23 protein-coding genes are annotated in these 22696 nt (G+C 35.3%); 18 read left to right on the forward strand and 5 right to left on the reverse strand.

Annotated elements, in window-relative coordinates:
- Position 1: 1 nt before the first annotated feature.
- From BM383_RS00210 to hemH, 4 genes are all read right to left on the reverse strand, one after another.
- Positions 2–1411, reverse strand: a complete 1410-nt coding sequence (locus BM383_RS00210) for a sensor histidine kinase (protein ID WP_093021271.1) — start codon at positions 1409–1411, stop codon at positions 2–4.
- A 208-nt stretch (positions 1412–1619) separates the two neighbouring features.
- Positions 1620–2168 carry a CopD family protein gene (locus BM383_RS00215; protein WP_093021274.1) on the reverse strand — a complete coding sequence of 183 codons (549 nt, stop codon included), beginning with the start codon at positions 2166–2168 and terminating at the stop codon, positions 1620–1622.
- A complete protein-coding gene (locus tag BM383_RS00220) occupies positions 2168–3553 on the reverse strand; it encodes an MATE family efflux transporter (protein WP_093021277.1) in 1386 nt (461 codons plus the stop codon). Before BM383_RS00220 ends, BM383_RS00215 begins: the two co-directional genes overlap by 1 nt.
- On the reverse strand, positions 3554–4582 hold the full coding sequence (gene hemH / locus BM383_RS00225) for a ferrochelatase (RefSeq protein WP_093021279.1): 1029 nt from the start codon (positions 4580–4582) through the stop codon (positions 3554–3556). It lies immediately after the preceding gene.
- A gap of 61 nt (positions 4583–4643) precedes the next feature.
- Between hemH and BM383_RS00230 the strand changes: the two genes are divergently transcribed.
- Positions 4644–8195, forward strand: coding sequence for a TraB/GumN family protein (locus tag BM383_RS00230; RefSeq protein WP_093021282.1), 3552 nt, complete (start codon positions 4644–4646; stop codon positions 8193–8195).
- Here the strand turns inward: BM383_RS00230 and BM383_RS00235 are convergent, their stop codons facing one another.
- Positions 8196–9083 carry an AraC family transcriptional regulator gene (locus BM383_RS00235; protein WP_093021286.1) on the reverse strand — a complete coding sequence of 296 codons (888 nt, stop codon included), beginning with the start codon at positions 9081–9083 and terminating at the stop codon, positions 8196–8198.
- 200 nt (positions 9084–9283) lie between these two features.
- On the opposite strand from BM383_RS00235, the gene hemA reads away from it, so the two are divergent.
- From hemA to BM383_RS00320, 17 genes are all read left to right on the forward strand, one after another.
- Positions 9284–10534 carry a glutamyl-tRNA reductase gene (hemA, locus tag BM383_RS00240; RefSeq protein WP_093021289.1) on the forward strand — a complete coding sequence of 417 codons (1251 nt, stop codon included), beginning with the start codon at positions 9284–9286 and terminating at the stop codon, positions 10532–10534.
- Complete coding sequence (hemC, locus tag BM383_RS00245) at positions 10534–11469, forward strand: hydroxymethylbilane synthase (RefSeq protein ID WP_093021292.1); 936 nt, start codon at positions 10534–10536, stop codon at positions 11467–11469. The genes hemA and hemC overlap by 1 nt, the downstream gene beginning before the upstream one ends.
- A complete protein-coding gene (locus BM383_RS00250; RefSeq protein WP_093021295.1) occupies positions 11462–13198 on the forward strand; it encodes a TrkH family potassium uptake protein in 1737 nt (578 codons plus the stop codon). Before hemC ends, BM383_RS00250 begins: the two co-directional genes overlap by 8 nt.
- Before the next feature lie 7 nt (positions 13199–13205).
- Positions 13206–13895 (forward strand): potassium channel family protein, encoded by a 690-nt coding sequence (locus BM383_RS00255; RefSeq protein WP_093021298.1) that lies wholly within the window; start codon positions 13206–13208, stop codon positions 13893–13895.
- Positions 13895–14560, forward strand: coding sequence for a uroporphyrinogen-III synthase (locus BM383_RS00260; RefSeq protein ID WP_093021301.1), 666 nt, complete (start codon positions 13895–13897; stop codon positions 14558–14560). Before BM383_RS00255 ends, BM383_RS00260 begins: the two co-directional genes overlap by 1 nt.
- Positions 14561–14640: 80 nt before the next feature.
- Positions 14641–15669 carry a uroporphyrinogen decarboxylase gene (gene hemE, locus BM383_RS00265; protein ID WP_093021304.1) on the forward strand — a complete coding sequence of 343 codons (1029 nt, stop codon included), beginning with the start codon at positions 14641–14643 and terminating at the stop codon, positions 15667–15669.
- An 11-nt stretch (positions 15670–15680) separates the two neighbouring features.
- Positions 15681–16265: a DUF3575 domain-containing protein gene (locus BM383_RS00270; protein WP_093021308.1), complete on the forward strand. Its 585-nt coding sequence runs from the start codon at positions 15681–15683 to the stop codon at positions 16263–16265.
- 3 nt (positions 16266–16268) lie between these two features.
- Positions 16269–16667 (forward strand): hypothetical protein, encoded by a 399-nt coding sequence (locus BM383_RS00275; protein WP_093021311.1) that lies wholly within the window; start codon positions 16269–16271, stop codon positions 16665–16667.
- A gap of 27 nt (positions 16668–16694) precedes the next feature.
- On the forward strand, positions 16695–17597 hold the full coding sequence (gene hemF / locus BM383_RS00280) for an oxygen-dependent coproporphyrinogen oxidase (protein ID WP_093021314.1): 903 nt from the start codon (positions 16695–16697) through the stop codon (positions 17595–17597).
- Entirely contained in the window at positions 17597–17983 is a 387-nt protein-coding gene (locus BM383_RS00285) for a YchJ family protein (protein ID WP_093021317.1), read from the forward strand. Before hemF ends, BM383_RS00285 begins: the two co-directional genes overlap by 1 nt.
- A gap of 41 nt (positions 17984–18024) precedes the next feature.
- Positions 18025–18387: a four helix bundle protein gene (locus BM383_RS00290; RefSeq protein ID WP_093021320.1), complete on the forward strand. Its 363-nt coding sequence runs from the start codon at positions 18025–18027 to the stop codon at positions 18385–18387.
- 25 nt (positions 18388–18412) lie between these two features.
- A complete protein-coding gene (gene hemB, locus BM383_RS00295) occupies positions 18413–19408 on the forward strand; it encodes a porphobilinogen synthase (RefSeq protein ID WP_093021323.1) in 996 nt (331 codons plus the stop codon).
- 62 nt (positions 19409–19470) lie between these two features.
- The gene (locus BM383_RS00300; protein ID WP_093021326.1) at positions 19471–19977 is read left to right on the forward strand and encodes a DinB family protein; all 507 of its coding nucleotides are present in this window, start codon (positions 19471–19473) and stop codon (positions 19975–19977) included.
- A 54-nt stretch (positions 19978–20031) separates the two neighbouring features.
- A complete protein-coding gene (locus BM383_RS00305; protein WP_093021329.1) occupies positions 20032–20397 on the forward strand; it encodes a hypothetical protein in 366 nt (121 codons plus the stop codon).
- 56 nt (positions 20398–20453) lie between these two features.
- A complete protein-coding gene (locus BM383_RS00310) occupies positions 20454–20918 on the forward strand; it encodes a hypothetical protein (protein WP_093021333.1) in 465 nt (154 codons plus the stop codon).
- Between the two features lie 219 nt (positions 20919–21137).
- Positions 21138–22217 carry a CNNM domain-containing protein gene (locus tag BM383_RS00315; protein WP_093021336.1) on the forward strand — a complete coding sequence of 360 codons (1080 nt, stop codon included), beginning with the start codon at positions 21138–21140 and terminating at the stop codon, positions 22215–22217.
- A complete protein-coding gene (locus BM383_RS00320; RefSeq protein ID WP_093021340.1) occupies positions 22218–22694 on the forward strand; it encodes a methylated-DNA--[protein]-cysteine S-methyltransferase in 477 nt (158 codons plus the stop codon).
- Positions 22695–22696: the final 2 nt, after the last annotated feature.

Here is a 22696-nt window from a genome sequence, read left to right on the forward strand (position 1 = left end):
ACTATTTTTCTTTAGGAAACGTAACAGTAAACACGGTTCCTACATTGTGTTTCGATGTAAAAGTAATAGACCCTTTATAGGTTTCTACAATATTTTTCACCATACCTAAACCTAGTCCCATTCCGCTGGTTTTGGTGGTAAACTTTGGTTCAAAAATCTTATCTTTATTCTCTTCGGCAATCCCAACTCCATTGTCGGCTACCTGAATTTTAATGTTGTCATTTTCTGAAAAAACCGACACCATGATACGCGCTTCTTTTTCTTCGGGAATGGCCTGCAACGCATTTTTCACCAAGTTAGTAATAATTCTAACCAATTGTGTCCTGTCTAACCGCGCAATTAATTCTTCTTGTTGGGGTTTGAAAATAATGCTGTCTTCTTTGAAAATATCTAACGCCAGTTTGATGACATTCACCACATTCAAGGTTTCGTTTTGCTGCGCTGGCATATTAGCAAAGTTTGAAAATGCCGAAGCAATACTGCTCATGGTATCAATTTGCTGAATCAATCCTTCTGAAAATTCTTTGATTTTTTCAGCAGCATTTGGATCGTCTGCTTTGAAACGTCTTTGGAAACTTTGCACCGTTAATCGCATTGGCGTTAACGGATTTTTAATTTCGTGCGCCACCTGTTTTGCCATTTCTCTCCAAGCCTGTTCTCGTTCACTTTTGGCCAATTTCACGGCACTTTCTTCCAGCTTATCAATCATTCCGTTGTACGCTTCAATCAAATGTCTGATTTCGTCACTTGGTTCTTCAATATATATTTTCTGATTTTCTTTTGTCAGTTGTGTTTCGTAGAGTTTATCTGAAATGGTTTTCAACGATTGTGTAATGTATGCTGACACAAAATAGGCCAACATCACCGCAATAACAATCATCAAAACATACACCATTACCAAACGATATAAAAACTCCTCTAGCTCACTATTTGTCAACGAATCGTCCTCGAAATACGGAATATTCAAAATACCAATAGGCTTGAAACGTGCATCGGTAATGTAAACATATAAAGACTGATAACTGTTTCCCGCCGCATGCTGATACATTACATAACGCTTATCGGGACTGTTATATAAATTGTTCAGCACTTCGGAATTTAAATAAGAAGAATACGGATCGTAATCTAATTGTGGACGCGAACTTTTAATGAGTTCGCCACCCAAATCGTAGATATTGAAATTTACATTCTGAATATCGGCAATCTCATAAATAGCGTCTTTGAAAATATATTGAAGATTCTCGGTAGTCACTTCATAGGTAGTTCCTTTCAACACATAATCGATGCTGAGCATAATTTGCTCTTCTTTATTTTCTAACCGAGCATTGTGGTAATCTTTTGCCTGTTCTTTGTATTGAAAAATGGTCACCAACGCAATCAACAAACATGCGATGATTACAAGAGTAATCATAGAAATGAAAATTCGGGACCGTAAAGATATTTTTTTGAACACAGGCTGATGTTTTCGAAGCTAAAGATAACAATTATTGCGCCAAACCCGCGTAAGTGATGGAGGCATTTGTTGAAGCTCTTTTGGGATTGTTTTAATGAAAAACAAACGTAAAAAGCGACTGCCGAGAGCATGACCCTTTTGCTAAAAAAGGGATACGCCCTAATAATTATGCTTCGGGATTTTTGTTTCGAATGCGTTTGTATAATTTGATTCCCAACATTAATAAAATACCTAAAACGATGATTCCAATTACACCGAAAATCCAGTTGAAGGCACTTTTGAGAATCACTAAAAAGATAACTGCAAACAAAATAAGCGTAGCACCTTCATTCCAAATGCGCATAAAGTTAGAAGTATATTTTACTTCATTTCGCTGCAATTGCTTAAACATTTGGTGTGTTTTTAAATGATAAATAATCAACAACACTACAAAAGTTAGTTTTACGTGCATCCATGGTTGTTGCAGCCAAACTGGTTGTAAAACAAGTAGAATTACAGCAAAAAGCGTTGCTAAAATGGCCGATGGCCAAGTAATAATAAACCACAAACGCTTGGTCATTAACTGCAATTGTTTGCTTAGAATACTTTTATCGGGTTCTGGTTTGTCGTTGGCTTCAATGTGGTAAATAAACAATCTTGGAATGTAGAACAAGCCTGCAAACCAGGTAATCACAAAGATTAAGTGTAACGATTTTATGTAGTTGTAATATTCCATTACGTATGTGGTAATAGTTTCTTTTGAATTTCTCTGTATAAAAAGTATGCAGTAACAATGGTAGACAAGGTATCAGCAATTGGAAACGCAGCCCAAACGCCCATTTTTCCGTAGAGATTTGGTAAAATCAATATCAATGGAAAAAAGAAAAATCCTTGTCTGGTTAAGGTTAATAACAATGCTGGAATAGCTTTTCCTACAGCTTGAAAATACGCTGCACCTATCAACTGAATAGCCACGATTGGTGTTGCCGCAAATACGATTTTTAAAGCAGTTGGCGTTTCGGTCATGATAAAATTATTGATCTCTACTTCTTGTGCGGTAAGGTGATTGCTGGTATCAATAAACAAGTGAACAAAGGCTTCAGGAAACAAGTAAATTATAGCAAAAACCACAATACCCAAGGTTACTGCAGCAATAATAGATTTTTTAATCACTTCGATCACCCGATCATATTTTTCGGCTCCATAATTATAGCCTGCAATTGGTAAAAAACCTTGTGTAACACCCAACACCGGAAACAACACAAACATGAGCAACCTCCCTACAATGGCATACACCGACACCAATGCTTCGCCTCCTAAATTGAATAAAATATTATTCAGAAAAAGATAAATAAAACTCACTACCGCTTGTCTAGAAAGGGTTACAAATCCTAGTGAAGCAATTTCTTTGACAATGTGCCATTTGAATTTTAAATGGTGAAAACTTATTTTTAATTCAGATTTTTTACTGATGAAAAACCACACATAAAATAGAAAACTCAAAAAGGTAGAAAGTGTAGTTGCCCAAGCTGCACCTGCCATTCCCCAATCTAACACATAGATAAAAACAGCATCTAACACCAAGTTACTCAACGCAGGTAAAATCATACCCACCATGGCAAATGTTGGTTTCCCTTCGGCACGTACTACATTGCTTCCCATCATGGCAAGTCCTTGAAACGGAACTCCGAACAATACAATTTGATAGTAGATTTTTGCCGGATCAAAAATACTTCCTTTTCCGCCAAAACTTTGCACTATTGTATCTGAAAACGATAATCCGACCGTAGCCAACACCACCGTTAACAAGACCGTTAACGAAATCTGATTTCCAAAAGTATCCAAAGCCTTTTCTTCTCTGTTAGAACCCAACGCTCTGGAAATCATAGAAGCGCCACCAATACCAATGGCCATGCCCAATGCGGCAATAAAAAATGAAGCCGGTAAAACAATATTGATGGCTCCAATAGCCAAAGAACCAATCCAATTTCCTACAAAAACACTATCAATCAATATATTAAGAGACATTACCAAAATACCAATCGAAGCCGGTAATGCTTGCTTTACCAACAGTTTTCCTATGGAATCGGTTCCTAATTCTGCCGAACTTACTTTTGCCATTTATGCTTCTTGTGGAGTTAGCGCCCATTGGTCTACCCAACGTGCCAATACTTTGATCCAATCCTCGCGATCATTTAAACAAGGAATGGTGTAAAACTCATTTCCTCCAGCTTCTTTAAATTCTTCGGCACCTTCCATACCTATTTCCTCCAAAGTTTCTAAACAATCCGAAACAAAAGCAGGCGTTACTACGGCTAAATTCTTAATGCCTTTGTGAGCTAAACTTTCAATAGTAGCATCGGTATACGGTTGTAACCAAGGATCTCTTCCTAATCTGGATTGGAATGAAGTACTGTACGTTCCTTCTTTCAAACCAAGAAATTCAACCACTTGTCTGGTGGTTTCGTAACATTGATGACGGTAACAAAATTGGTGCGCCGGAGATGGTGTTTTACAACATTGCCCGTCTATTTGACAATGCGATTTGGTGATATCTGATTTTTTAATGTGACGTTCCGGAACGCCGTGGTACGAGAATAATAAATAATCCCACTTTTTACCTTTCAATTCATCGGCAATGGAAGTTGACAAAACGCGTACATAATCCGGGTGATTGTAAAATGCCGGAAGCTCGGTAAAACTCATTTGTGGGAATTTCTTCAAACGTATTTTTTCGGCCAACACCAAAATAGTTTCGGTAGTTGCCATGGCAAATTGCGGATACAAAGGCACCAATAAAACTTCGGTTACGCCTTTGTTTGCTAACTCTTGCAAACCACTTTCTATAGACGGATTTCCGTAACGCATGGCCAACGCCACCGGAACAGAAACTTGCTCTTGAACCTTTTCTTGTAATCTTTCAGAAAGTACAATTAGTGGCGAACCTTCGTCCCACCAAATCTTTTTATAAGCAGCTGCAGATTTTTTTGGTCTGGTATTTAAAATGATACCTTTTACCAGAAAAGCGCGGAGTAAATAAGGAACATCAATCACCCTTTCATCCATCAAAAATTCATCTAAATACTTTTTTACATCCTTTGGATCAGTACTATCGGGAGACCCCAAATTCACAAACAATACGCCTTTCATTCCTGTATTTTTTTTCAAAATTAGTATTTAATTCTATATTTACGTACCTAACTTCTTTACAATGCGTTCTAAAATTTTCCTAATATTCTTAAGTTTCACTTCAATCATATTCAGTCAAACACCCCAAACACACAATAGTCTTCTTTGGGAAATTTCAGGAAACGGACTTCAAAAACCTTCCTATTTATATGGTACTATGCACGTAAGCAACAAAATTGCATTTCGCCTAGACGATGTTTTTTACAAAGCTCTGGACAAAGCAGATTTTGTAGCGCTAGAAAGTGATCCAAATTTATGGTTAGATTATTATATAGAAAATGAAAATACGATAGATTTTAGCAATATATACCAAAAGGGTTTTTATAATGAAACATTTGCTATTACGCAACCCAAGCAACAAGCGGTTTACGGAATGCTGGGTTTCAACGGTCAAATGCTGAACAATGTTCTTTACAGAACCAATGTTTTTTCACAAAACTTTCAAGAGGAAACCTATTTGGATATGTTTATTTATCAAGCAGGAAAAAAGTTTGATAAAGGATTTGTTCCACTAGAGGATATTGATGAATCTAACTACATGGTCCAACGTTCACAAAAAGATATGATGCGCAAAGAACCCGCGAGTTGGCTAGTAAAAAAATTGGAAAACGACACGTATTATAATCTTTTGGAGAATGCATATCGTGAGCGAAACATTGCTTTTATTGACTCGCTAAACACCGGTTTTTTCTCTGAAAATCACTTGAAATATATGCTCTACGAGCGTAACAAGATCATGGCGAATGGTATTGAAGTTTCTGCAAAGAAAGGAAGTACGTTTGCAGGAATTGGAGCTGCGCATTTGGGAGGTGAACATGGCGTTTTACAACTTTTAAAAGACAAAGGGTTTACGGTAAAACCTTTAGCGTCTAACAAAACCGATGTCTCAAAAACTATAAAACAGAAGTTTGAAGATACTTTCAATGTAAAAGATTTGGTACGTGATACTATTGGAGATGGTCTACTTTCGGTAAAACTTCCTAATAAATTGTACCACTTTGGAACCTTCCAAGGAATGAGTTTGTACGCTTCACCCGATTTAACCAACGGTGCCTTTTTCTCCATAGCGCGCATGAGTACATTTCCATATTTAAAAGGAGGCGAAAAATTTAGTTTGGAAACGCTGGAAGATATGTTTTTTGAATCGATTCCAGGAACTATCATTTCAAAAGAAGAAATTGAAAACAATGGTTTTAAAGGAATTGACATCACCAACAAACTGAAAAACGGCGACTATCAACGCTATCATATTTATAAAACACCTTTAGAAATCATTATACTGAAATTGGGCGGAAAAAAAGATTTTACCAAACAGTATAGTGACGCTATTTTTAAGTCTATTCAGTTTAGAAATACTAAGGAAAATTGGGAAACTGTAAGCAATACCGAAAAAAGTTTTGCAGTAAAAATGCCTGCTGATTATTCCTTTTACAATCCTGAAAAATCTGGTAGAAAATTGATTCAAGGGTTTGACAACGTGACAGGCTCATTTTATCTTTTCGAAAGAAATACACTGAATGATTTTGAATACATTGAAGAAGATAATTTTGAACTGAAACACATTCAAGATCGCTTTTATGAAAGTTTAGAAATTACACCAACCTACGAAGATGTAGTTTCCGGGAAAGTTCCTTATTTGATTTCTTCTGCAGAAATTGATTCAACCACACATGAAAAAATATTCCTGAAAACTGCTCTCCACAAAGGAAATTACTTTTTAATGGCGGCTTTCAAAACAGATAGAGAGCAAGCTCTTACCTATTTTAATACGCTAGAAATCAATAATCCTACCTACAAAAAACCATTTGAGCAAGTAGTAGATACATCACTTTATTTTTCTACGTTCTCCAATGTTGCTATGCCTCCTTTTAGTGGGAATTCTCAAGATCTAAGTTTGAGTTACAGTACGCCAAAAGATGATAAAAAATCATATTTACCTTTTATAAAGTCAACATCGTATACCAATGCAAATGATGAAAAAATAGCGGTAAAACTTACCAAATTACACGATTTAACTATGTATCAAAATATTGATTCTTTGTGGAGCAACGTCTACCCAAAAAATCAATTTAAGAGTTTCATTGTTCATAAAGCAACCAAAGGAAACGATGTGTTTGGAAACCAAACCTACACCATTTCGCTGGCAGATACTTTAAGCAACCGAACTATTGATATTAAAAGTATTCTCAAAAACGGGGCTATTTATGAACTTAGAACAATTGGTGATACGCTTTCAACCCAAACCAAGTTTGTAGCCGATTTTTATAATCACTTTCAACCAAAAGATACCGTCATAGGTGTAGATCCGCTACAAGATAAAACAGCATTATTTTTTGAAAAACTAAGAGCAAATGACAGTATTGTAATTACAGGTTTGGATGTGATTGATTTTGCCGAAAAAGACTTTGATTCCCTTCGAAATTTTATTGATCATTTTGAATTTCCGGAGGACAAAAAATACTTCCGAAGTGCATTTATCAAAGAAGTTGCGAAAATGAAAAACAAGCGTGTAGAACCTTATCTAAGGTATTTATACAACAATTCTTATGAAGACTCTTCTATTCAGGAGTTGTTATTGAATTCTTTGGCTACCAATGAAAATGAAAAAGCCGTTCATGATATTATAGATTGGATGGAAAAAGATTTTCCGGTTGGTGTAAACAGTTTCAGGTTTTTCTATGCTTTTGAAGATAAACCGAAATTAAGCAGCGCATTTTTTCCAGATTTGCTCAACTATACTTCTATTGAAGAGTATAAACATCCTATTTATAGTATGCTTGCAGAATTGGTTATCAATGATGACATAAAGCCAAAAATTTACCGCCGATACGTAAACCAATTATTGAACGAAGCAAAAATTGAACTCAAAAAACAGTTGAGTAGCGATACAAGTGCCAATTACGATGAAGAAGCACCGTATGGTCATAGAGTAAATAACAATTATTATCGTGGTTGGTTAAAAGAGTATGTGACGCTGCTTTATCCTTTCAAAAATCAGAAAAAAGTAGGTGAATTTTTCAACAAACTTTCGCTGGTAAAAGATGCTACTTTCAACATCAATTACTTGGTAATTCAACAAAAATTTGGAGCACATATTACTTCAGAAATGTTCCTGCCGTATGCTGAAGACTTGGATAGTAGAAGTTATTTGACAACTCATTTGAAAAATAATGATGTCATCAATCTGTTGCCAGAAGACTATGCTAATTTAGATTCTATTGCAGAAGCAGAATTGTATCGTTATAGAGATTTTAAACCAGGCGTTACTGAACATGAATTGGTTAGAAAAGAAGAAGTAACCAACAAAAAAGGAACTTTTACCGTTTATATTTTCAAATTCAATAGCAAGAATTATAACAACGAAGATGACTGGGAACTTAAAGCCATTGTGGTTCCACCATTAGAATCCAAAAAAAGTGTACCACTGTATCAAAACTCTATGAACTATAACAATTTTGAATCTATGGATAAGCAAGTAAAACAGCTCCTAGAGGAAATACAGTATGAGGGCCGAGAGCGTGTGGCTATAGACCGTTCTTATTATGGTGAAATGTATGGCGAATACGGATATTAACTACCGTAGTGCCATTACATATTGTTTTGGCGTAGTTCCATATTTCTTTTTGAAAGCGGCAATAAAATGGCTCGGCGTGCTATAACCCACTCGTGTGCTTATTTCATTTACGTTGTTTTCGCCATGTTCTAGCATTTTTCTGGCAAATTCCATTTTATAATCAAACAGAAAACTAAAAACTGAATCTCCATACAATTGCTTAAAACCTACTTTGAGCTTTTTAAGATTTAGTCCAACTTCATTTGCCAAATCTTGCAGTGTAGGAGGTTCTACCATACGACTGATCACAATATCTTTGGCTCTTCTAATTTTCAAAATATTTTCTTCATCTATCAGAAAAGGACAATGTTCCACATCGGCATCTTCTTTATTAAAATACAAACTCAGCAATTCGTACGCTTTTCCTTTTGCATATAAATGTTGAATGTATTTATTAAGATTTGTATTTAATAATTGATGTAAAACCACAGCCATAGCGGGCGTTAGTTCTGTATCGGTATAGTATTTTTTGTCTTTATTTTCATTGCTCAGAAAATCTACATAACCTGCTTCGGCCGAGAATAACGAATGGAATTTTTGAATAGATATCAAGATAGAAACTAACCATGATTTTGGTTGAATCTCCAAGTCAATGGGTAAATCTCTTTTTGGGTTGTAGAGCAGCAACGCCTTCTCTTCTTTGACTTCCAATTGATAGCGCCCATCATTAAAATTGAAAAACGAAGAGCCTTTTAAACTAAAATGAAATTGAATGAAAGAACTATCAATAGCCTTCTTGGCTATTACCTTTTCATCGGTTTCATTTTGGCATCGCAAAACGCTAAAACCTTTTTCTATTGTAATTTCATTGAAAGAACCTTGAGCGTTATTTTTGTCTTCTGAATTCATGGAATATCAATTTTCATTTATTTAGAATCATTCTAAAATAATTCGCTATAAACCGTTGCTATTACAACAAATGTAATACTTTCAGCACAGTTAACGCTGTGAATATGTCTAAATCTCTTTGAGCGATAAAAAAAGTACTCCGAGCGTTATTTTTTTCTAATTAACCAACTTACTTTTGTTCCCGATTTCCTTTTGAGCAAATGGAACGATATAATATTTCAAAGTACAAAAATTTTTACGCTGTAGGTCTCAGTTACAAAAAAGCAGACGCAAAAACGCGCGGACTGTTTAGTTTAACTGATACCGGAAAGTCAAGCTTACTATTACAAGCCAAAAATGAAGGCTTGGATGGCTTGGTGGTTACTTCTACCTGTAACAGAACAGAGTTGTACGGTTTTGCTCAACATCCATTTCAAATTATCAAACTACTTTGTGAACACTCTCGCGGAACCGTGGAAGAGTTTGAAAAAGTTGCTTATGTATACAAAAACGACGAAGCCATAAACCACTTGTTTAAAGTAGGAACCGGTTTGGATAGTCAGATTTTGGGTGATTTTGAAATCATCAGCCAATTGAAACAGAGTTTTGTAAGCGCAAAAGACACCGGTTTGGTAAATCCGTTTTTAGAACGATTGATCAATTCTGTAATTCAGGCAAGCAAGAAAATTAAGAATGAAACCGAAATTTCTAGCGGCGCCACTTCCGTTGCGTTTGCTTCGGTACAATATATTTTGAGTCACGTTCCCAATGTTTCCGAAAAAAATATTCTTCTTTTCGGAACCGGAAAAATTGGTAGAAATACATGTGAAAATCTAGTTAAGCATACCAAAAACAATCAAATTACCTTAATCAACAGAACCAAAGACAAGGCAGAAAAAATTGCCGGTAAGTTTGATTTGGTAGTAAAAGAATATGCCGATTTACCTTCGGAAATTAGGAAAGCAGATATTCTTATTGTGGCTACTGGTGCTCAAAAACCAACTGTTTCTAAAGAACTTATTTTCCCAAACAAAGAGTTGACAATTTTAGATCTTTCCATTCCTAAAAATGTAGATGACAACGTAGCAGAACTAGAAAATGTTACCGTAGTACACCTGGATTTGCTTTCTAAAATGACCGATGAAACGCTGGAAAATAGAAAACAATACATTCCGCAGGCCGAAGCCATTATCGAAGAAATTAAAAAAGATTTTTCTAGTTGGCTGGAAACCCGCAAATTTGCACCAACCATTAAAGCGCTTAATCATAAATTAAGATCGATAAAAGACGCTGAGATTGATTATCAACGTAAAAAGTTTGTTGACTTTAATGAGCAACAAGCGGAAGTATTGAGTAACAGACTTATTCAAAAAATAACTACTCATTTTGCCAATCACTTAAAAGATGGCAGTGCTTCCGACGATAGTATCGAGTTGATACAGAAAGTATTTCAGTTGGAAAAAGATTTCTAATGAGTAAAGTAATTCGCATAGGTACCCGCGACAGTGAGTTGGCGCTGTGGCAAGCAAATACCGTAAAAGCACAAATAGAAAGTTTAGGTTACCAAACAGAACTTGTACCTGTAAAATCTACAGGAGACCTTATTCTGGATAAACCTTTATATGAACTTGGTATTACAGGAATTTTTACCAAAACCTTGGATATTGCCATGATTACCGGGCAAGTAGACATTGCTGTGCATAGTATGAAAGACGTGCCCACTCTGCTACCAAAAGGCATTGTAAAAGCTGCGGTTTTAAAAAGAGCTCCGTCTGAAGATATTCTGGTTCATAAAGGAACTACCGATTTTTATAATACTGAAGGAACTATTGCTACCGGAAGTTTACGTAGAAAAGCGCAATGGCTACACAAATATCCTACCCACAAAGTAGAAGATCTTCGCGGGAACGTGAATACAAGACTTCAAAAACTACAAGATAACAATTGGAACGGAGCTATTTTTGCCAAAGCAGGTTTAGAACGCATCAATCTTACCCCAGAAAATCACGAAGTGCTAGATTGGATGATTCCAGCACCGGCACAAGGCGCAATGCTTGTGGTTGCCATGGAAAATGATTCTGAAACTCGAGAAGTTTTGGCAAAACTAAACCATGAAGACACCGATATTTGTACACAAGTAGAGCGTGATTTTCTAAGAACACTAGAAGGTGGTTGTACCGCGCCCATAGGAGCTATTGCTACTATTAAAAACGATACTATTCACTTTACCGGAGCATTGTTCAGTTTAGATGGAAAACAAAAATTACTAGTTGAAAATTCTGTCCCTAAAGATTCCTTTAGTAACTTTGGTTATGAATGTGCTACTAATATTCTTGAAAATGAAGGAGGAGCTGCACTGATGAAAGAAATTAGAAAAGCACTGAACCCAAAAACTACTAATGAGTAAGAAGACATTACAAAATATATATAGATTCATAGATGTTTTCATCTTGTTCTTTCTCATATTCGATTTCGGATTTAACATAAACGAAGGCTATCGTCCCTATAAACTTGTAGGCTTTTTTGTTTTAAGTGGGTTGTTGCTAACTTTTAATATTGTAAAATTCTTTCAGTATAAAGATAAAAGCTCTAGAAGATCCGTTGCTGTAAACATGATCATTGTTGCGGTTACACTACTCGCAGCATTTATCTATGTGTTGTACAATCAGCAATTCTCCAACTTTTCGCTGACGCTTCGTACCAAAGTTATTTTTGAAGTGGGACTGTTCTTTTACCTACTCATAAGGCTATCATTTTTAATTAAATACATCTATAAAATATATTTTAATCCGGCTATTCTCTTTGTGGGTAGTTTTGGAATTTTTTCTCTTATTGGTGCATTTTTTCTCATGTTACCAAAAGTGACAACACACGGAATCAACTTTACCGATGCTTTATTTACTTCTACCAGCGCCATTTGTGTAACCGGTTTGGCGGTGCTAGATACTGCAAACGATTTCACACAAGTTGGGCAAACCGTTATTTTAGTACTTATTCAAATTGGTGGTTTAGGAATCTTAACTTTTACATCATTTTTTGCTTTTTTCTTTAAAGAGAGTACTTCTTTTAGAGAAGGAATGTATGTAAAGGATTTTACCGCATCTGAGAATTTACAAGACGTTTTTAAGGTAGCGATGAGCATTGTAATCTTTACCTTATCTTTTGAACTTATAGGAGCTATTTGTATTTATTACAGTGTTTTAGATATTCCAGAGGTAGAAGATAAAGTCTTCTTCTCTGTTTTCCATGCTGTTTCAGCCTATTGTAATGCAGGGTTTTCAACCTCATCATCTAGTTTCTATGCTGAAACTTTTAGATTCAACTATCCATTACAATGGATTATCATGGCGTTGATTGTTTTTGGAGGTTTAGGATACAATATTGTATCTAACACGTTTATTTATTTTAAAGCAGCCTTCAAAAATTATTTTATCAAGCGTACCAATTATATGCCAGTTAGGGTATTTACATTGAATTCAAAAATCATATTTGTAACTACATCGCTTCTATTGGTTGGTGGTTTTGTTTTCTTCTTTTTTGCAGAAGCAAAATATTCTTTAGCAGAGCATACCACAGCATTTGGTAAAATTACCACTGCCATGTTCTCTTCTGTAACGCCAAGAACTGCAGGCTTCAATACCGTAGATTATACGCAAGTTGCTACACCATCACTATTATTTGTAATACTTTTAATGTGGATCGGAGCTTCACCCGCTTCTACCGGTGGAGGTATCAAAACCAGTACTTTTGCAATTGCTACTCTTAATATTATTGCCACTGCAAAAGGAAAAAAACGAATAGAGATTAATACTCGTGAAATTTCTAGTAGCACAGTTAACAAAGCTTTTGCTATTATTTGTATATCTTTAATAGTCATAGGAGTAGCTATTTTGCTACTATTGTTTTTTGAACCAGAAAAAGATTTATTGGCTATTGCTTTTGAATGTTTTTCGGCTTATAGTACCGTTGGGTTGAGTTTAAATGTAACATCAACATTGAGCCAGCCTAGTAAATATGTAATTATTGCTGTGATGTTTATTGGTAGAATTGGTATGCTCAACTTATTGATTGGTATGTTGAAGCAGGTAAAACAAAAATTCTATAAATATCCGCAAGAAAATATCTTAATAAACTAAACTCAGAATGAAGATCATCATATTTGGACTTGGAAATTTTGGAATGTCGTTGGCATTAAGTCTAACCGAAACTGGTAACGAAGTTATTGGTGTAGATAAAGACTTAACAAAGGTTGATTTGGTAAAAGACAAAATAGCCCATTCCGTTTGTATGGATTCCACAAATGAGTTAGGATACCAGGCACTTCCTGTAAAACAGGCAGATATGATTGTGGTGGCTATTGGAGAGAATGAAGGTGCGGCAATCATCACTACAGCCATTATCAAAAAACTATCAAACGCCAAAGTTATTAGTAGGTCTTTATCGCCTATTCACGATACGGTTTTACAAGCTATGGGAATTGTTTCCATTGTGCATCCAGAGCAGGAAGCAGCAGAAAAACTTACGAATAAGATCAATCTGAAAAATATTGTAGATAACTTTAAGATCGATGCTAAATATTCTATTTCAGAAATTAAAACACCTCCAGCATTTGTTGGTAAATCAATCATTGATCTTGATATTCGTGCCAAGTATAAACTAAATATCATTACAATTCTTCGCAAGAAAGAGAAAACAAATCTTATCGGGAATACAACTAGTATTATGGAAGTTATTGGGATTCCCGCTGCAGATACGATTATTGAAAAGAACGATATTCTTGTTGTTTTTGGAACTAATGATAACATTTCAAAAATCTGTGAAAATCACGATTAATGAAAGCAAGGATTCTATCAACTAAAAAACTCACCCTTTCACAACAGGAACTTTTATTGAATAAAGGATTTTCACTGGTGCAAGCTGATTTCATAAAGATAGATTTCATGAAAATTAATGCTGATAAGTTTTACCCAAACATCATAATTACCAGTAAAAATGGTGTTTTGAGTCTGGAAAAACAACAGCTTTTAAACAGATTAGAAAATAAAACAGTTTACTGCGTAGGTTCTAAAACGGAACGTCTTTTGGCAGATAAAGGTATTGAAGTAGCTCAACATTTTCAGAATGCTAAAACTTTAGCTGATTTTATCGTTTCAGAAAAAAATACGGAAGCATTCACTTACATCTGCGGAAACATTCGTAGAAAAGAATTACCCAATATTTTAAAAGAGAATCATATAGTTTTAGATGAAAAAATAGCTTATAAAACGTTGTTTTCACCATTAAAAACAAATAGCGATTTTGATGGTGTTTTATTTTTTAGCCCCTCATTGGTGGAAAGTTATTTTTTCAATAATCAACTAAGCGGTGCAGCTTTTTGCATTGGAGAAACCACAGCTAAATCGGCCGCTCAGTACACTCAAAATATCATAACCGCATCACAACCTACCATAGAAAATGTAATTGTGAAAGTGGTAAAATACTTCGAGACAACATCTTGAAGTAATTTTTTAGAAACAAAAATTGTAGAAACTCAAAATATGAAACCATCATAGGAATCATATTCAATAAAGAATGAAAAATGATTAAGAACGACCTGTTTTTAAAGGCTTTAAACAACGAAAAAGTAGAACGTCCACCAGTTTGGATGATGCGTCAGGCCGGAAGATACCTTCCTGAGTTCATGGCTTTGAAAGAGAAATATGATTTTTTCACCAGATGCAGAACTCCTGAATTGGCTGCTGAAATCACCGTACAACCTATAGACATTGTACAACCCGATGCTGCTATTCTATTTTCCGATATTTTGGTTATTCCACAGGCAATGAATATAGAGGTCGAAATGAAACCAAACGTAGGTCCTTGGTTACCAAATCCTATTCGTTCTGCTAAAGATGTTGAGCAAGTTGTGGTACCAGACATTCATGAAGAACTAGGTTATGTAATGGATGCCATTAAACTAACCAAAGAAATGCTGAACAACCGCGTTCCTTTAATTGGTTTTGCAGGCTCTCCATGGACTATTCTTTGTTACGCAGTTCAAGGGCAAGGTTCTAAGAATTTTGATATAGCAAAAGGTTTCTGCTTTTCTCAACCAGAAGCTGCCCATGCTTTATTGCAAAAAATTACAGATACCACTATCGCTTATTTGAAAGAAAAAGTAAAAGCTGGGGTGAATGCTGTACAAGTTTTTGATAGTTGGGGCGGAATGCTTTCTCCACAAGATTATCAAGAATTCTCATGGCAATATATCAATCAAATTGTAGAAGCATTAGCTCCGGAAACCAAAGTAATCGTTTTTGGAAAAGGTTGTTGGTTCGCTATGAACGAAATGTCTAAAAGTAAAGCATCTGCCTTAGGAGTAGATTGGACATGTTCCGCTAGAAATGCACGTTATTTAACTGGAGGGAATATCACTTTACAAGGAAATTTTGATCCTTCAAGATTGTTATCTCCAATCCCAACCATTAAAAAAATGGTTCATGAGATGATTGATGAATTTGGAAAAGATAACTACGTAGTAAATCTAGGTCATGGAATTTTACCAAATATTCCTGTAGATCATGCAAAAGCATTTGTAGATGCTGTAAAAGAATATCAAGTTCACTAAATATAATCGCTATGAAATTGCAAAAAACTAAATACTTTCTTCTTTTTCTTCTCATCTTCCTTTGTTTTGGAAAATCATTTTCTCAGACTTATGTAAAAGGAAATGCAACAACGGCCTTACTTTTAATGCCTAGCTTTGGTATTGAAACTAAAATAGCTAATAAAGTAACTTTTCAATTTGATTTAACAGGTTCCATGTGGGAATCTTTTAATCATGGTCCGCAAAAATTCCTCTTTGCCACTCCAGAGGTTAGATACTATACCAAAGAAATCGGGTCTGGTTTTTTTGCAGGAATTAACGGTGGAGCTGCTATTTTTGAAATGCAAAAATATAACTACTGGAATACTGATAAATATCAAAAAGGCCATGCATTTATGGTAGGAGCAACCGTTGGATATAGTTGGAGATTAAATGAAAAATGGGGACTAGAAGCCTTTTTAGGTGGTGGATTTCTTCAAAGCTATTATAAGGGATATCTTTTAAGTACTGGTTATGAGTATACCAAAGATAAACCGGGCAACGAAAATAGAAAATGGGATATGAGTGGTGATTGGCTGCCTTACAAAGGTGGTTTAATGATTACCTATAAATTATAAAAAATGCTTACCAAAGGTTTTAAAGACGAAGATCAACAGAAACTTTCAGAGTTTTTTTATGATATGCTTCAGTTAGATTTTGTTCCAAAAAATTGGAGAAATCAACAAAAAATATCCGTAAATGTTTTACTAAAAGAACATACTGGTTTAAGTATCGATACTATAATTGCTACTTCAGAATCTGATTTGTTAACGCATTTACATCAACAACAATTATCGTTTGAGAATTACGAATTACTCGGAGATTTATTATTAAAAATCATTCCGGTAGAAACTGAAAACCAAACAAATTTAGCCAATAAAGCGTTGGCTATTTTCGAGTATGCTCAGATAGAAAGCAAAATGTTTTCATTCGGACTTATTCAAAAAATTACTCAAGCAAAATCATTTCTCAAAAGCTAAGACAAGCGTCTTTAAACTTTCAATAAAATGAAAGATCAATTTTACAACTACATACAAGAATTACAAGATACTATCACTAGCAAATTAGAAGCTATAGATGGCAAAGCAACCTTTCAACAAGACCTTTGGGACCGCCCTGAAGGTGGCGGTGGTAGAACGCGCGTTATAGAAAACGGTAATGTTTTTGAAAAAGGCGGTGTCAATATTTCGGCAGTTCACGGAAAGTTACCCGATACCATGCAGAAACTATTTGGAGTAAAAGAAGCTGATTTTTTTGCTTGCGGATTGAGTTTGGTGATTCACCCTAAAAACCCGTTTGTACCTACAGTTCATGCCAATTGGCGTTATTTTGAAATGTATGATAACGACGGAAAAATCATTAACCAATGGTTTGGTGGCGGACAAGATTTAACGCCTTATTACCTTTTTGAAGAAGACGCTAAGCATTTTCATCAAGTATGTAAAACGGCTTGTGACAAACATAACCCTGAATTTTACCCGAATTTTAAGCAACGTTGCGACGATTATTTTTGGAATACACATAGAAATGAAGCCCGTGGATTAGGCGGTTTGTTTTTTGATTATTGCAAACCATCTAACGATATGAGCATGCAAAATTGGTATGATTTTGTAACCGAAGTAGGTAATAGTTTTCTAGAAGCCTATACGCCTATTGTTGAAAAACGAAAAGATATTGCTTACACACCAGCCCACAGAAATTGGCAAGAAATTCGACGTGGTCGCTATGTAGAATTCAATTTGGTTCACGATAAAGGCACTTTATTCGGGTTGAAAACCAACGGCCGTATCGAAAGTATTTTAATGAGTTTACCGCCGCATGTACAATGGGTGTATAACCATCATCCGGAAGCAGGAAGCGAAGAAGAAAAACTAATCAACGTTTTACAAAAACCAATAGATTGGGTATAATGAATTGCTATTGTGGAAATACCAAACCTTATAACGAATGCTGTGAAGTGTTTCACCAAAACGGTGGTAAAACCGAAACTGCAGAACAACTCATGCGTTCTCGCTACAGTGCTTTTGTAGTAGCCAACGGCGATTATTTAATGCTAAGTCACCATAGTTCTACAAGACCTGTAAAAGAGAAAAAAGCCATTGTTGCCTGGGCAAAATCGGTAAATTGGATAAAGCTAGAAGTTTTAGCAACTTCCAAAGGAAAACCAACTGATGAAAAAGGAACAGTAACCTTTAATGCCTACTTTTTTGAAAACGGAAAAGTAGACGTCATTCATGAAAAATCGGCTTTTGTAAAAGAAAACGGAGATTGGAAGTACTTAGGATTGGCGAAATAATTAGTAGCTTTTAGCTATCAGCATACAGCTTTCAGCAACATATGAAAGACTATAAGAAATATAAAGTTTGGGAAAAGGCACATCAATTAACATTAGATGTCTATCAAGCTATGCATGCTTTTCCAAAAGAAGAGCTTTTCAATTTAGCCAGCCAAATGAAGAGAGCTGCTGCTTCAATACCCATGAACATTGCAGAAGGTTGCGGAAGAAGTTCTGATAAAGACTTTGCCCGATTTCTTCATATCGCATTAGGTTCTGCAAACGAATTAGAATATCAAATTATACTTAGCATAGATCTCAATTTTATCGACAAAGAAACAGGACAACATTTATTGTTTAAAGTTGAAGAAATAAAGAAAATGCTAACTTCATTCATACAAAAATTAACAAAAGCTAACAGCTAATAGCTGAAGGCTAAAAGCTTAAAATATGCATCCTTTAAGAAGAAATAGAAGACTAAGAACCAACGAGTCTATTAGAAGTTTGGTAAGAGAAACAAGTTTAAGTCCGCAAGACTTTATGTTTCCAATGTTTGTTGCAGAAGGAAAAGGAGTAAAAACTGCAATTCCTTCCATGCCGGGAATGTTCCGCAGGTCTATTGACGGAACCGTTCAAGAGGTAAAAGAATTATGGGATTTGGGCATTAAAGCCGTAAACATTTACGTGAAAGTAAGCGACAATTTAAAAGACAATACCGGAAAAGAAGCTTGGAACAAAGACGGTTTAATGCAACAAACCATCAAAGCCATTAAAGATGCTGTTCCGGGAATGATTGTCATGCCAGATGTTGCTTTAGACCCCTATTCTATTTACGGTCATGATGGAATTATAGAAAACGGACAAATCATCAACGATGCTACAGTTGATGCGCTAACGCGAATGAGTATTAGTCATGCAGAAGCTGGAGCAGATTTTGTAGCTCCAAGTGATATGATGGACGGAAGAATTTTAGCCATCCGTGAAGGTTTGGAGTCTAACGGATTTCATAACGTAGGAATTATGAGTTACAGTGCTAAATATGCTTCGGCATTTTACGGTCCGTTTCGTGATGCCTTAGATTCTGCTCCAAAAGATGCAACCGTGGAAGTTCCGAAAGACAAGAAAACCTATCAAATGGATTATGCCAACCGCATAGAAGCCATTAAAGAAGCCATAGACGATGTAGAAGAAGGTGCAGATATTGTGATGGTAAAACCAGGAATGGCGTACTTAGACATTGTACGCGAAGTAAAAGATGCCGTAGATGTTCCTGTAGCCGTGTATCAAGTTTCGGGCGAATATGCCATGGTAAAAGCTGCTGCCGAAAAAGGTTGGCTAGACCATGACCAGATTATGATGGAACAACTCATGTGCATTAAACGTGCTGGTGCAAGCATTATTTCGACGTATTTTGCGAAAGAAGCTGCTATCATTTTAAACAGATAAATTCAATATACCAAAACGTCAATCTTCAATAGGTTGGCGTTTTTTCTTCAAACCCCAAACCCATGAAAAACCTTATCACTACTTGTATTTTAGTACTTTCAGTATTCACAATTCAAGCGCAAAATACTCCTATTTCTGCATGGCAAGAAAAATGGGAAAACTCTAAAAACTATCTTTTAGAAATTGCTGAAAGTATGCCGCAAGAACACTACAATTACAAACCTACCGAACGAGAAATGACCTTTGCGGAACAATTGGTGCACATTGCCAACAATATCAATTGGTTGAGCAATACGTATTTTGAAGGTGAAAAAATAGATAAATTTGAAGGTATTACCGATAAAGAAGAAATCATCGCTATTTTAAAAAATGCTTTTGAAAACGGAAAAACAGCCGTAGCAAACACCAAAGAATTAGATTTAAAAACAACCGTTGATTTCTTTGCCGGACCTAAAACCAAACTTCAAATACTGAATTTACTACAAGATCACGTAACGCACCACAGAGCACAAACCATAGTATATCTTAACCTAAAGGGTATAGAACCACCAAGATATTCTGGTTGGTAGAAAATTTAACTTTTTTTTAGAAGTTGATGAAATTTGTTACGCTAATATTGCATTGTGAAAATTACTAAAAAACATATTTTCAACCTCCTTGCATTATTTCTTTGCTTCTTATCAGTTAGTGCAAAAACTAACTCCCTAGAAATACCATCAAAGCATTCTGCAACCAAAACCACAGAAGTAGCACAATCTACTAAAGATGAACTTGTGCTGTTTGATTTGGTGGAGGAAATTACCATTTCACATTTTTCACAAGACAATTCAGAAGATTACACCAATTTGCAGACACTATATTTTCAAAATGTTTCTGCTTATCAACCTTTTAAATATCTTCAAAAACACTATTCTTCGGCAGCATACCGCTACCACAATAATAAAGAACAACTTTTATTACTCATTTTTCCGTTCCATTATTTTTATTAAAAATGATTTCAAAACACTAGAAATCAAAATTTTAATAACTTAATTTTTAATACATAATGGATAATTACGGAACCTTCATTGGTATCGTTTGTCTACTAGCATTTATGCTTCCTATACTTTTTTTAGTTGCAAAAGATCAAAAAAAAGTAAGGCTTTTAAAGAACAGAATAGATACCATCGCCCAAAAAAATCACATGAATAATAGTGAAATGTTTGAGTTGGGCAACCTCATTTTTTTAATTAATCATCTTGATCATAAAGGCATTGTTTTTCCAAGAATCGGTTCAGATACTTCAGCCGTTTCTTTTGACAGAACAAAGCTTGACCAAGTTGCCGCTTCTTATGAAACTGAACGTTTGGAGAGTGGAAAAACCATCATTAGCAAAATCGTTATCAGTATAAAATCTGGAGCAAAACAGATTCAGTATAATGCTTTTGATGAGTTTTACCCTAACCAAATGGAGGCAACATCATTGGTTGAAAAAACAAAAACTATGATACATCGTATTCAAAAACTATAGTCCCCCAAAACCATAAAAAAGAGAGTTGGAGTTGATAGTAAATTTGCTTTTCCCTTTTCTATTGCTTCAAAATTTTCCTGTCACGTGTTTTTTCCTTATTTCCCCCGAAAAGCAATTGTGTGAAAGCTATCAACTCTTACTTCTCTTTTCTTTTTGCATTTCCTTAAGAGGCTTCTATTTCGATTTTTCTATTTTAGTAGTACAATTTTATACAGAAAAATGACGCTACTCATTATATATGCAATTATTTCTATTGCATTTTCCTTTCTCTGCTCTGTGCTCGAAGCCGTTTTACTTAGTATTACGCCAACTTTTCTTGCCATTAAAAAAGAGGAAGGTAAAAATTATGCTCATCAATTAGGAAAGTTTAAAGAAGATATAGACAAGCCACTTATTTCAATCTTAACCATAAATACCATTGCGCATACCGTTGGTGCTATTTTGGTAGGTTCACAAGCAGAAACTGCATTTGGAACAGGAAATAATGCGGTGGGAATTGTTTCGGCAATTATGACCTTTTTAATTTTAGTTGTTTCAGAAATTATTCCTAAAACTATTGGAGCTTCTCATTGGAAAAGTTTAGCAGGCTTTGCTACCACTGCTCTACGAATCATGATTTTCCCATTACAATACACAGGAATTTTATGGCTTGCACAACGCATTACCAAAGTTTTTGGTGGATCTTCACATGCGGGAATCATTAGTAAAGAAGATTTTAGCGCTATGGCTGAAATTGCAGAAAAGGAGGGTATTTTTTTAGAATCGGAATCAAAGATTATTAAGAATTTGATCTCTTTTAATGAAATTCAAGCAAAGGATGTAATGACGCCTAGAACGGTTATGAAAATAGCTAACGAAACTGAAGTGATAGAAGAATTCTACGAAAAAAATAAAACACTTCGGTTTTCCAGAGTTCCTGTTTATCATGAAGATAGCGACAATATAAAAGGTTTAGTACTAAAAACCGATATGCTACAAGCCATTGTAAATGGGGAAGGAAAAAGTACTTTGGCTGATATCAAACGTACTATTTTGATAACCAACAGAACAAAACCAATTCCAGAACTATTTGAAGAGTTGATTCAAACCAAAAACCACATGGCCTTGGTCATTGATGAGTATGGCTCAGTGAGTGGATTGGTAACCCAGGAAGATGTTATTGAAACTTTACTTGGACTTGAAATTATGGATGAAAGTGATTCTATTGCCGATCTTCAAAACCTGGCTCGAAGAAATTGGGAACGCCGTGCTAGATTATTGGGTATGATTGAAGAAGAGCAACAAGAAAAACAAGAATAAATGCTCGAAGTTGCTTACATAAACACTCCATTAGGAATCACTAAAATTGAAGGTGATTTAGTAGGAATTCAGCGCATCACTACCAATCATGAAGTTGATAAACCATCAGAGGAAATTCCGGAATCGCTACAACATTGTGTTACCGAATTGCAACGCTATTTTGAAGGAAGTTTGACAGCATTCACCTTTAAAATGAATCCACAGGGTACCGAATTTCAACAAAAAGTCTGGAATGCACTATTAGATATTCCGTTCGGAAAAACTACTTCTTATGCAGACTTATCCATAAAACTTGGTGACATAAAAGCCATACGAGCCGTAGCCAATGCCAATGGTAAAAATCCGTTATGGATTGCTGTTCCATGTCACAGAGTCATAGGTTCCGATGGTAGTTTAACCGGGTATGCCGGCGGTTTGTGGCGAAAGCAATGGTTGTTAGAGCATGAAAATCCTGTAAAGCAACAGACGCTTTTTTAAAT

Origin of the sequence: Pustulibacterium marinum, from assembly GCF_900116665.1 — a bacterium.
GTDB classification, from domain to species: domain Bacteria; phylum Bacteroidota; class Bacteroidia; order Flavobacteriales; family Flavobacteriaceae; genus Pustulibacterium; species Pustulibacterium marinum.